Annotated in this window: 12 protein-coding genes; 5 read left to right on the forward strand and 7 right to left on the reverse strand. The window is 56.1% G+C overall.

Annotated elements, in window-relative coordinates; translation table 11 throughout:
- Nucleotides 1-515: 515 nt before the first annotated feature.
- Nucleotides 516-1,082 (forward strand): VOC family protein, encoded by a 567-nt coding sequence (locus L085_RS14695; protein ID WP_044031064.1) that lies wholly within the window; start codon nt 516-518, stop codon nt 1,080-1,082.
- Here L085_RS14695 and L085_RS14700 read toward each other — a convergent pair.
- Entirely contained in the window at nt 1,079-2,227 is a 1,149-nt protein-coding gene (locus tag L085_RS14700) for a PatB family C-S lyase (protein ID WP_044031065.1), read from the reverse strand. The genes L085_RS14695 and L085_RS14700 overlap by 4 nt on opposite strands.
- Nucleotides 2,228-2,328: 101 nt before the next feature.
- Between L085_RS14700 and cutC the strand changes: the two genes are divergently transcribed.
- Complete coding sequence (cutC, locus tag L085_RS14705; RefSeq protein WP_015378138.1) at nt 2,329-3,087, forward strand: copper homeostasis protein CutC; 759 nt, start codon at nt 2,329-2,331, stop codon at nt 3,085-3,087.
- 132 nt (nt 3,088-3,219) lie between these two features.
- Here cutC and L085_RS14710 read toward each other — a convergent pair whose 3' ends face one another.
- Nucleotides 3,220-5,040 (reverse strand): hypothetical protein, encoded by a 1,821-nt coding sequence (locus tag L085_RS14710; protein WP_044031066.1) that lies wholly within the window; start codon nt 5,038-5,040, stop codon nt 3,220-3,222.
- A 437-nt stretch (nt 5,041-5,477) separates the two neighbouring features.
- Between L085_RS14710 and L085_RS14715 the strand changes: the two genes are divergently transcribed.
- Together L085_RS14715 and L085_RS14720 are read left to right on the forward strand one after the other, a co-directional pair.
- Nucleotides 5,478-5,882: a hypothetical protein gene (locus L085_RS14715; protein ID WP_044031067.1), complete on the forward strand. Its 405-nt coding sequence runs from the start codon at nt 5,478-5,480 to the stop codon at nt 5,880-5,882.
- Nucleotides 5,879-7,852 (forward strand): FKBP-type peptidyl-prolyl cis-trans isomerase N-terminal domain-containing protein, encoded by a 1,974-nt coding sequence (locus L085_RS14720; RefSeq protein ID WP_044031068.1) that lies wholly within the window; start codon nt 5,879-5,881, stop codon nt 7,850-7,852. Before L085_RS14715 ends, L085_RS14720 begins: the two co-directional genes overlap by 4 nt.
- A 36-nt stretch (nt 7,853-7,888) precedes the next feature.
- On the opposite strand, the gene cmoB is transcribed toward L085_RS14720, so the two are convergent.
- The 5 genes from cmoB to L085_RS14745 form a co-directional block, all read right to left on the reverse strand.
- Complete coding sequence (gene cmoB, locus L085_RS14725) at nt 7,889-8,860, reverse strand: tRNA 5-methoxyuridine(34)/uridine 5-oxyacetic acid(34) synthase CmoB (protein ID WP_044031069.1); 972 nt, start codon at nt 8,858-8,860, stop codon at nt 7,889-7,891.
- Entirely contained in the window at nt 8,857-9,600 is a 744-nt protein-coding gene (gene cmoA / locus L085_RS14730; RefSeq protein ID WP_015378133.1) for a carboxy-S-adenosyl-L-methionine synthase CmoA, read from the reverse strand. The genes cmoB and cmoA overlap by 4 nt, the downstream gene beginning before the upstream one ends.
- Nucleotides 9,601-9,702: 102 nt before the next feature.
- Entirely contained in the window at nt 9,703-10,098 is a 396-nt protein-coding gene (locus L085_RS14735; protein WP_004932387.1) for an MAPEG family protein, read from the reverse strand.
- A 102-nt stretch (nt 10,099-10,200) separates the two neighbouring features.
- The gene (locus L085_RS14740) at nt 10,201-11,016 is read right to left on the reverse strand and encodes a DUF72 domain-containing protein (protein WP_144240723.1); all 816 of its coding nucleotides are present in this window, start codon (nt 11,014-11,016) and stop codon (nt 10,201-10,203) included.
- Nucleotides 11,017-11,069: 53 nt separating this feature from the next.
- Entirely contained in the window at nt 11,070-11,648 is a 579-nt protein-coding gene (locus tag L085_RS14745) for a hydrolase (RefSeq protein WP_044031071.1), read from the reverse strand.
- 254 nt (nt 11,649-11,902) lie between these two features.
- Here L085_RS14745 and L085_RS24770 point away from each other — a divergent pair, with 254 nt between their 5' ends.
- Nucleotides 11,903-12,094, forward strand: a complete 192-nt coding sequence (locus L085_RS24770; RefSeq protein WP_033632845.1) for a zinc ribbon domain-containing protein — start codon at nt 11,903-11,905, stop codon at nt 12,092-12,094.
- Nucleotides 12,095-12,110: the final 16 nt, after the last annotated feature.

The raw sequence follows: 12,110 nt of genomic DNA on the forward strand, positions 1-12,110 counted from the left end.
CGATAATTATCAACACCAAGGATATCGTCAGCAATAACATAATGATCATCTCGAATTTAAATTTCCTCCAAAGTAGCTGAGTTGTCTTGGTGAATCAATTGCCCGGGGGAAAATTAAGATAATCCTTAGATTCCCATCAATTAATGGGGTTTATTTCCTTCTTTTACAATAGGTTATGCTTATGGTTTTATGTGGTTTCGATAAGTGGATCAGGTTTGATTAAACCAGACTATTCAATCGAGTTGACCAATGGGCTGCAGAGAGTTTTGTGCAAAATAACTTAAATCATAGCGTCATGAAGAAAAGGTATAATGGCTTGCGAAAAATCTTATTTTTATTTTTCTGTTGTTTTAATAAGCAGTCATCTTAATAAGGGACTGGTTTTTTCATTCTACCCGTCCGCAACCAAAAATCATTCTGAACTGCCGCCGAAAAACGTCGTAACGGTGGCGAGCGCTGCCGCCACCGTGTAAATTACCGCGTTTAACTTTGCGCTCCGTTGTTTTGAGGTTTCTATGACCACTCCCTTGCAGGCCATTGCCGAGCTTGACGATCTGAAGCTCGATTTGCCGCGTTTCGAGCAGGCGCTGCATCAATTTGCCGCCAAATTGCGGCTTGATCTGGCCGCGTTCACCGCCGATCACATCTCTTTGCGCTGTCACCAGAATGCCACCGCCGAACGTTGGCGCCAGGGGCTGATGCAGTGCGGGACACTGCTATCCGAATCGATGATCAACGGGCGGCCTATCTGTCTGTTCGATTTGTCTCAGCCGCTGGCCGTAGGGCCGTGGCGGATAGACTGCATCGAGCTGCCGTATCCTGGGGAGAAACGCTATCCGCACGAAGGCTGGGAACACGTCGAATTAGTGCTCAGTGGCGATCCTCAGACGCTGTACGTTCGGGCGTTGAGCCACCTTGCCGATGAGGCATTGTTGGTGCCGGGGATCAAGCTGAAGCAAAGCTCGCCAAAAGGCGAGGGCGAGCGGCTACCGAACCCGACGCTGGCCATCACCGACGGAACGGTTACGATCAAGTTTCATCCGTATTCCATTCGAGACATCGTCGCCAGCGAACAAGGTTAGCCAGGCAGCGCCGCACAGGCGCGCGCCATGCGATCGAGCGCTTCATCGAGCAGAGCCCATCGGCAACCAAAGTTAAGCCGTACAAAGCGCCGATCGCCGAAGTCCAGGCCGGCGCTTAACCCAACGCCCGCACGTTCGAAGAACTGATGCGGGTTATCTACCGGCAGCGCGCTGCAGTCTATCCAGGCCAGGTAGGTGGCCTCGACGGGCAGCAACGTCAATCCCGGCATGGCGTTGATACGTTTTGTCAGCCGATCGCGATTGGCGCGCAGATAAATCAACTGCTCATCCAGCCAGGGTTGTCCGTATTGATAAGCCGCCTGCGCCGCCACCAGCGCCAACAGATTGACCTCCGGCACGATGCCGCTGCGTGCGCGTTTCAGCTTTTGTCGCAATGCTTCGTTGGGAACGATCGCCATTGAGGCGCCGAGCCCGGCGAGATTAAACGTCTTTGACGGTGACATCAGCGTCACGCTGCGTTGGGCCGCGTCTTCATTCAGGGTGGCGAAGGGGATATGCCGCGCGCCGGGCTCAAGCAGCAGTTCGCAGTGGATTTCATCCGAACAGACGATTAAATCGTGTTCGCGAGCGAACTGATGGTGCTGCAACAACTCCTCTCGGCGATACACGGTGCCACCGGGGTTCTGCGGGTTGCACAGCAACAGGAGTTTTTCGTTGCCGTTGAGCTGATCATGCATCGAGGAAAAATCCAGTCCCCAACGCTGGCTGACCGCTGTTAGCGATACCGGAAGGTGTTTACGCCCGGCGAATTTGGCCGCTTTGCGAAACGGCGGATAAATGAGCGAGGGGGCCAGCGTGCTCTGATGTTCTTCGGTGCAGGCCCGCACGCACAGGTTCAGGCCACACACCAGGCCAGGCAGGAAAATGATCCATTCAGGCTTGATGTGCCAATCATAGCGCTCTACCATGCGGCGGGTAAAAACCTCAATAAGATCAGGGGATGGGTGGGTGTAGCCGAATACGCCGTGTGCTACGCGGCGCTGCAAGGCTTCGATCACCGCCGGCGGTGAGGTGAAATCGCTGTCGGCGACCCAAAGCGGGATGATGTCGCTGCCGCGATATTTATCCCACTTAACGCTGTCACTGTGACTGCGGTCTACCCATTGATCAAAATTGAATGCCATAGTGATAACCCTGAGCCGGTTTATGCCTAAGCATGAGCCTACGTGAGAAATGAAGAAATGAACAATTGCCGCCGTATGTTGGCCGTTATCTGGGGGTGACAATGATAAAACTGGAAGTTTGTTGCTTTAGCGTCGACTGTGCGCTGACGGCCGAACGGGCGGGCGCCGATCGCATCGAGTTGTGCGCCAGCCAGAGCGAAGGGGGATTGACGCCGAGCTATGGCACGCTGCGTCTGGCGCGTGAGCGGGTTGCGATCCCGGTGCATCCGATCGTTCGCCCGCGCGGTGGCGATTTCTGCTACGGCGCGGTGGATTTCGAAGTGATCAAACAAGATATCCGCCAAATTCGCGAGATGGGGTTCCCCGGCGTGGTGGTTGGCATGCTGGACGACGAAGGGCACATCGATCTGCCGCGCATGCGCGAAGTGATGAGGCTGTGCGAGGGCATGGCGGTGACCTTCCATCGCGCGTTCGACATGTGCCAGAACCCGATGGTGGCGCTGGAGCAACTGACCGAACTGGGTGTGGCGCGCATTCTGACCTCCGGCCAGCAGCAGAGCGCCGAACTTGGCCTGCCGTTGCTGCGCGATTTGCGCCAGGCCAGCCAGGGTCCGGTGATCATGGCGGGTGCCGGCGTGCGCCTCAGCAATCTGCACAAGTTTGTCGATATCGGCCTGCATGAACTGCACAGCTCTTCCGGCCATCTGGTGCCGTCGACCATGCGTTATCGCAAGGCGGGCGTCACCATGTGCTCCGATAACGAGTTTGACGAATTTAGCCATTATTGCGTGGATGGCGAAATGGTGGAGGCGATGAAAAACGCGCTGGCCTTGGTTGATCCTCTGGCGCAAAGCGCATAAGCACGCAGTTAGCCGCGTTTGACAACCGGTTTCCGGGCCGTAAGACCCCTTTGCGTGTCACTGAAGCCCTCGGCGATCACGCAAGTACCAGGCCCCGGCGTTTTGCCGGGGCTTTTTTTATGCCGCGAGAGACTATTGCAACGTGTCAGGCGAGAAGTCGAAGATTTCACCCGGGCTAATGCCGCAGGCTAAAATGCGCACCGTATTATTGCCACTGCCGGGATTGACCAAGATATCGTGGATAGTGCGATTGTTGTTCATGACAAAACGCGCGTAGTAAAGGTTGCCGATGCGTATCCAGGGAATAGCCTGATTGCTCTCGACAGTGTCGGTATAGTTATCGTTGAACGAGCGGGCCCAAATGCCAGTCGAAGCTTGCGCGGTAGATTGATCGCCGATAGAGGATGCGATGGCCCAGAATGTCCTCGGTCCCATGCTCCGATGAATACGTTGACCCAAACCTTTGTAGGCCGGGTTGTCGCCAGTGGCTGTCAGAAGATTGCTGTCTACCGTCAGTTTCCCGTCGATAAACCAGCCTGTAGGCTGATTGTCAGCACCGATGGCGATCAGATTGCTGTTCGTCAAATAATTTAGCGGGGCCTCATGCAGCTGATAACTGCGCTGTGCAATGCCCAGTGTGCCTCTGAGAATGTTGTAACCAGCTTCATTGTTCAGACTGCCGTTTGTCCACATTGGCATAACGGTGTTGCTGAATGAGAGTTGATACCCAGCGTTAGCTTCGAAGCGAATAGCCTGGGGCGACAGTGTGCCCTTGGGCCCATTGGCGGTAGCGAAGTTAACATTACTGATTTGAACTGGGGTGATATTAGATTGGCTGGTGGATTTTCTTAATACCAGGAATCCCCCAACGGCATCACCATAATCATTGATGTAGGAACCGTTGGCGATTTGAATATTGGCGGAGGAATCTGAGTCGATATCGATGCCGGTACCATTTCTGTCTGCCATGAAATTGCTTAGGCTGAGACCGCCTAAATAGGAAGTTCCTTGTGTTGTGGTTTTGATAAAGATCTTTTTGCCATAAGAGAATACATTCACCATAAACGTATTGTCGTGGCGATCGAAATTGAAAGCACAAGAACCGGCTACGGCGATAGAGGCAGTAACTGCGTTTTCTGTCGGACGCACGACATTGGCATTGACGTGAACATTGGTAAATCTGTTGATGTCCCTGCTTTCATAAACCCTGTAGTCGCAGCGGACTGCCCAACCGTAGATATTCTCAAAGTTGTTGGCTTCTCCTCGAGCTTCAACAAAGTCATAGGCGCCTACATAACGGCAGTTGGCGACTGACAGAGCGCCACCTGCGGTAATGGTGGCACCGTATTGAACGAATGTCTCCGGCTGGGTGGCAGTATATTTTTGATCCGGGTAGAGGAACGACCAACCATCAAAGACAACATTCTTATCGCAGGCGAAACAAACCGTACCCGCGGGTTTTTTGATAATGAAAGCACTGTCGTCCGCAAGGCCTGCCCGATTAGGACCATTGCTTGTGAGGCTTGCAGGACCTTGAGCAATACCGCGACGGGAGCCTCTCACAGTGACGCCGCTAGCGACGTTGATAGGTTGAGCACTGGTCAGCAGATATTGAGCATTTTCCGAAGCATAGACCACTTTGTTTTTTAAACTCGCGGCATAGTTTAATGTCGCGCTGATTGCTGCATCCGAGGCGGAGGCACCACTGGGATCGGCGCCGAAGTGATCGAAACTAAGTTTCTGCTCCAGTCGTTTCCAGCGGGCTCCTCCCGATGTAACCACCACGGTGCCGTTATTATCCGCACTGGTTGTATCCGTTTTCGCATAATAGAATTCTCCGCCGCCGGCGAAACGTCCGGCGGCGTGAGAAACTAAAAAGACAATCTGGTCATCTGTAACTGGCGTCAGATTACGCAATTCACTGATATTATTTACACTAATCATATTGCTCATGGAATTTCTCCTGTTGGTTGGCAACATGATTGTCAATCAGATGGGACGATTGAAACAGTCGATAAGGTTTGTAGGACGCTGATACAGCGTAAAGTCAGGCCCCGGCGTTTTGCCGGGGCTTTTTTTATGTTTTGTAAAGACCATTCGCCCGTTTCAACGTGGTATCTCGGTCGACCACCCCCCATATCTTCTTGCGATCGTCATGTCCTGCTGATAAGTTTGTGAGTTAAAATCCTTTAAATATCATAACATTAAATGATTTTTTGATATGTATTGATGCAGTAAATGATTGGCGCCATGCCTCTCAATGCTGCGTCTGCATTTTCATGTCCGAACACAGCTTGGCTGATGGCCGGAACATCACAGCATCAATGAGGAGAGCCGTCAGCTCGATTGCAGAGCGCGTTGGCGGCGGACTTAACAAGGAGATAATGATAATGACCCGAACGGCACACTGTTGGACCGCGGCGCTTTTACTGACGTTGGCCCTGACCGGCTGCCAGACCGCCAAGCGGCCCGTTTCTACATTGAGTAAGCCGCCCAGCGCAGAAGAAGTTGCGGAGCAAGATAAGCGGCAGCGTGAGGCCGAGCGCATGCAACAGTGCCAGCGCGAACTGGATGCCATGCGCGGCATGGATAACGAGAAATATCAGAAATTCAAACGCGAGTTCGATACCTTGATGAGCGGCGCCGCGCAGTATGCCGGGGTACGCCTGCGGGTCAACACGGGCACGCAGGAAACCGTCGACGCGCTGTATCGTTATCGCACCAGCCGCCTCTGCGCAGACATCAGTTCTGCCATGATGACCGGCCTGGCTGAGCGCGGAGAACGCGCCCAATGACCCCTCGTGCAAGAAAGGCATTACTGAGCCTGATGATACCGCTGGCGTTTGCGCCGGCGGTGGCCGCGGCGGATGACGATGTGCCGGCGTTATTGCAGTTTGCCGAGCGTTATCAGCGGCAGGACGCACCGGCGGCTGATACCGTGGTTACCCCATCTCAGGAAACCCAAAAGCCGGCGTCCCGGCCGGTTCAGATTCGTGAAACGGCTGCGCAGAGAAAGCAACTGACGCAGTTGCAAAAGGCGCTGCGTGAGAAAGAGACTCGATTGGAACAACAGCAAGCCGCTATTCAATCACTGCAGCAGGAGCTGACCGCGCTGCGCGTTGCGTCATCCCTGACGGCTGCCGATAAACCGGCACCTGCTCCCGATCTGAGCGCCTTGAGCGACTTCGCCAGTGGCGTGCGACAGGCGCTGAATCTGACGCCGCAGGAGCACAAGGCTCAGGCGCAGATCGCCGAAGCGCAAGCCGCGTTAGCGCGGCAAAAGCAACAAACCGCGGAGCGAGATCGGCGCATTGCCTTGCTGGAACAACGGCTGGCGGCCTTGCCTAAACCGGCGGAAAACGTTCGGCAGCAGGTTTGGGAGGAGAAGCTGGCGGCGGCGCAAACCGCCAACGATAAAGCGCGTCAGCGTTATGAACAGGACAAAAAAGCGGCCGCCGCTGAGCTGGAACGACAGAAGGCCGAAGCCGCCAAGTTGACAGGGGAACTGCAGCGGCAGCTGGCACAACTGCAGAAAGAACAGGGTGTCCAACGTCAGCTGGAGGGGCAACAAGAGAAAAGCCTGAAGACAGCGCTGGCGCAGCAACAGGCCGAAGCCGACAAGTTGACGGGGGAACTGCAGCGGCAGCTGGCACAGCTGCAGAAAGAACAGGGTGTTCAACGTCATCAGGCCGAACAACAGGAGAAAAACCTGAAGATGGCGCTGGAGCAGCAAAAGACCGAGACCGCCAAAGCTACGGGGGAACTTCAGCAGCAACTGGCAGCGCTGCAAAAAGAGCGTGATGGCCAACGCCAGCAGGCCGAGCAGCAAGAGAACAGCCTGAAGGCGGCGCTGGCAAAGCAGGCGATAGAAGCCGCCAAAGCGACGGAGGAACTGCAGCGGCAGTTGGCGCAACTGCAGGAAAAAAACAAAACGCAAACCGTGCAGGCCAAAGCGCTGGAACAACGTCTGGCGGCGGTGACGGCGGAAAGCGTGCAGGCAGCGCAGAAGAGGGATGAAGCGACGCAACGGGCGGATAAAACGGCGGTGGAGCTGGCTGCCGTCCATCAGGCTCAGCAAGCTTTGCAAGACGAATTGAGCGGGCTGAGATCGCGGGCCAAATGGTTGCCGGAGGTGAAAACGCTGAAGAAAAAGCCGGAACAACAGAGCTATGCTGCCGGCGTCGCCCTGGGGCGCGACATTCAAACGATGCTGGCGGAGCGTAAAAATTGGGGTATCACACCCGATAAAACTGTGCTGCTGGCGGGTGTAATTGATACCTTCAACGGCCATTACCAGTTGAGCGATGCGCAGCTGGCCAGCGCATTGGCGGAGTCGGAAAAAGCGGTGAACGACGCCAGAAGCCAGGCGGCGAAGACGCAAACCAGCAAAGGCGAAGCGTTTGTTGCCGAGTTCAAAAAGAAGAAGGGCACGCAGAAATCGCCTTCCGGCTTCTGGTATCGCATCGATTATATGGGGGATGAAACCATTGCGGAAAACGCGCGGGTAGACATCGTGGTGAAAGAGAGCTTGACCGACGGCAGCGTGATCCAGGATATGGATCGCAGTGGAAAGGTGATGTCACAGCCGCTCTCTGCCTATCCGCCGCTGTTCCGCGAGGCGATCGGCCATCTGAAAAATCACGGCTCGCTGACGATGGTGGTGCCGCCGGCGTTGGCGTACGGTGAAACGGGCTATGCGCCGCAGATACCGCCGAACGCGACGATGGTGTATGAGCTGCGGATTGTCGATGCCGGCAACGGGTAAGTTGAGGCCGGCGCAGGCCGGCCCAATTAGCAAGCGCTAGGGCTTTTTGGCGGTCAACACGGCGCGCAGCGGCGCAGGATAGCCTTCAACCGTTTTGCTGCGGTCGTTCGGGTCGAGGAATTCAGCCAGCGACTCGCTGGTCATCCAGTCTGTACGGCGCTGTTCTTCGAGGCTGGTGACGCACATATCGGCGATTTTCACGTCAACGAAGCCGCATTTCTCCAGCCAGCATTTCAGCGCTTCGGCGGAAGGAATGAAATACACGTTGCGCATCTGCGCATAACGGTCGCCCGGCACCAGCACCTGGTGGCGATCGCCTTCCACCACCAGCGTTTCCAGCACCAGTTCGCCTTCAGCTACCAGCTGATTTTTCAACTGATACAGATGATCGAGCGGCGAGCGGCGATGATACAGGACGCCCATCGAGAACACGGTGTCGAACGCCGCCAGTTCCGGCAACTGCTCGATGCCGAGCGGCAGCAGATGGGCGCGCTGATCGCCGCCCAACAGTTTGCGCACCGCTTCAAACTGGCACAGGAACAGCTGCATCGGATCGATGCCTACGGCAAAGTGTGCGCCGGCGCCGATCATGCGCCACAGGTGATAACCGCTGCCGCAGCCGACGTCGAGAATGGTGCGTCCGGCCAACGGGGAGATGTGCGGCAGCACGCGGTCCCATTTCCAGTCGGAATGCCATTCGGTATCGATATCGATGCCATACAGCGAGAACGGCCCTTTACGCCACGGCATCAGGGTGCGCAGCATTTTCTCGACGCCTTCACGCTGGCCCGGCGACAGGCCAGGCTCCATCTCAGCGCGCATGCCGTGCAGCAGATCGAGACGGGTGGGGGTCAGCGTCGGCAAATGCTCCACCGAGTTGAACCACTGCTTGAATTTGCCGTGCAGCGATTCGCGTTGCCAGGCGCTCAGCTGCGCGGGCAGCGTATCCAGCCAGTGGCTGAGGGGGCTCTTGGCAATGCGCTGATAGAAATCACCGAATTCGATCATTGCGCATCCCCCGCTTTCAGGGCGATCAGCGAACCGAAGTTGAAGCACTGGAACCACACTTCAGCATGCTCGAATCCGGCCTGTTGCAGACGCGCCTTGTGCGCCTCCACCGAATCGGTCAGCATCACGTTTTCCAGCATGCTGCGTTTTTGGCTGATCTCCAGCTCGCTGTATCCGTTGGCGCGTTTGAAATCGTGGTGCATGTTGAACAGCAGCTCGCCGACTTCGGCGTCTTCAAAGCTGAACTTCTCCGACAGCACCAGCGCGCCGCCTGGGCGCAGGCCACGATAGATTTTCTCCAGCAGGCGCAGGCGATCGGCCGGCTCGAGGAACTGCAGCGTAAAGTTCAGTACCACCATCGAGGCGTCTTCGATGTCGATGTCGCGAATGTCGGCTTCGATAACCTCAACCGGCGTGTCGGCGCGGAAGGCGTCAATATGGCGGCGACAGCGTTCCACCATCGCCGGCGAATTGTCGACGGCGACGATATGGCAGCCGGGCACCTTGATATTCCGCCGCATTGACAGCGTCGCCGCGCCCAGTGAGCAGCCCAGGTCATACACCCGGCTGTCGGGTTGCACAAAACGTTCGGCCAGCATGCCGATCATCGAGATGATGTTGGAATAGCCGGGAACGGAGCGTTGGATCATGTCGGGGAACACTTCGGCGACGCGTTCGTCGAAGGTCCAGTCGCCCAGTTTGGCGATGGGGGCGGAGAAAAGAGTATCGCGGTTTGGCATAGCGGCAAATCAGTTCAGAATTCGAAGCTGCGTAGTCTAACAGAAAAGCGCAAAAAAGCGGAGCGGAAGCAGGCGGCGCGGCCGCCTGATGATAAAACGGGATCAGTGCAGGCTGAAAATCAGATCCCAAGGCAGATAGAAGATATTTGCCAGAACCATCAACAACAAAGAGATATAGGTCGCGGCCATGCCTGAACGGCGCCAGCGAACCTCGCGGTTGCGTAAACCGTAGTAATGCACCAGCCGCCCGGCCATAAGCATCAGGCCGCAGAGGTGAATCATCCAGATTTCCGCGCCGTTCATTTCCATGATCACCAGCAATACGGCAGCGATAGGAATGTATTCAACGGCGTTGCCATGCACGCGTATGGCGGTCTGCAATTCGTAGAAACCGCCGTCGCCGTAGGCTACGCGGTACTGCATCCTTAATCTGACTACGTCATAAGAGAGTTTGATCAACAACAATGCGCCGAGCACCACATAAAGCGCGCTTACCATTTTTAACTCCGTTCCCTAACCAAAACTGGCAGCCAGCATCATAGCCGTCATTGTATTCACTGTCGCGGGGAAATATTTGATGTTATTGGTCAGATTAATAGGTCAAAACAGTGCATCTTGTTCTGGCCAGTCTGGCGGCGCAGGCAAATCAGGGATCGCCAGGCGCAACTGCTGCCAAATTTTTTGCGCCTGCTGGGGCGAATCGCCGTTGTCCGGCGTATGAATAAACAGATAGGGCTGATGCTGTTGCTGCCACAGCGGCAGTTTTTGTTGCCAGGCTTCGAACCAGCGCAGGTTATCGGCCAGTTGGTCACCGCCGATAAAGCGCACCAACGGTTGGTCGGCGGTGACCAGCGCGTGTACCGGCAGCTTCGGTTTTTTCTGCTGGGCATCGCGCACGGCGGCGGTATTGGGGGCGGCGTGATGCACCGGGCGGCTGTCGAGGATCACCCGATTGATGCCGCGCTGGTGTAACCCCTGATTCAACGCGCGCTCTTCCTCGCCCTTGGCGAAAAACGCCGGATGGCGCACTTCTATGCCGTAAGTGAATTCCTGCGGCAGGCTTTCGAAGAACTGCCACATGCGCGGCAGCTCATCGGGACCGAAGGCGGCGGGCAGCTGCAGCCACAACTGGCCGATGCGCTGATGCACCGGGCTCAGGCAGTGGTAAAACGCCTGTAGCTCGGTGGCGCAGTTGCGCAGGGCGGCCTTGTGGCTGATGTCCGACGGGAATTTGAAGCAGAAGCGAAAATCGTCGCCGGTCATGTCGCGCCAGCGCTGCACGATTTCCAGCTTCGGCAGCGCGTAGAAGGTGGTGTTGCCTTCCACGCAGTTGAAGTAGCGGCTGTAATCCGCCAAATCACGCAGCCCGATACGGTTCCAGGCTGAATGTTGCCACTGCGGCAGTCCGATGTAGATCACGGCGTCGTCTTCCTTTACTTGTGCTTGGCTTATCAGGCTACAACTTAACGTTACCGCTCGAGCGCGGCAAGAATTTCGCCGGTGTCGCGCACCCGTGCCAGACGCGGGAAAATGTGCTCGAACGCGAAGCGGTGCATTTCCGCGTTCTGCGCGCTGCAGACGTCTTCGGCGATCACCAGCTCATAGCCGTGCTCCCAGGCGGCGCGGGCGGTGGACTCCACGCCGATATTGGTGGATATGCCGCCCAAGACTACGGATTTGATGCCGCGGCGGCGCAGCTGCAAGTCCAGATCGGTGCCGTAGAAGGCGCCCCATTGGCGCTTGGTGATCAGAATATCGTTGTCGCAGACCGCCAGCGGCGCGGGGAATTCCCACCAGCTGGCTGGCAAACCGCCGGCGGGCGCGGGAGCTGGTTTATCCACCGGTTGTTTCAGCGCCTCGGCGAAGGAGTCTGACCAACCGACGCGCACCAACAGCACCGGCGCGCCCAGCATGCGAAAACGCGCGGCCAGCAGGGCGGCGTTCGCCACCACCTGGTCGGCGCCGTGCGGGCCGCCGGCGTAAGGCAGAATGCCGTTTTGCAAATCGATCAGCACCAGAGCGGTGGTTTGGGCGTCAAGTTTCAGCATGGATTTCATCTCGTTGCGAAGTGGATAAAAACTGTTCGGCGCGTCGGGCGAGCTGCGTTCGGCGCAAAACCGGGGGAGAATCAGGCTACGTGAAAAAACTGTCGCAGGTTAATGGGAAATTTGTTAACCGATGTGTTGATTCGAACAAAAACGCGCCATTTAGTGCAGTAACAATGCTGTGTTCGCACTTATCGGGCGGATGAATTTCCTTTATAATGACTCCCTTTTTTCAACACTCTTTAATCCAACGACCTATGCCGATTTATGAATATGCATGTGGTGCTTGCAACCATCGGTTAGAGAAATTGCAAAAATTTTCCGATGCGCCGCTGGCAGACTGCCCGGCGTGTGGGCAGCCCGCGTTGACCAAGTTGATTTCATCTTCCGGTTTCCAGCTTAAGGGCACCGGCTGGTATGCGACGGATTTTAAACCGGGCAACAAGTAGAATTTATCAGATAACA

This window comes from Serratia sp. FS14, assembly GCF_000695995.1.
Taxonomy (GTDB): domain Bacteria; phylum Pseudomonadota; class Gammaproteobacteria; order Enterobacterales; family Enterobacteriaceae; genus Serratia; species Serratia nematodiphila.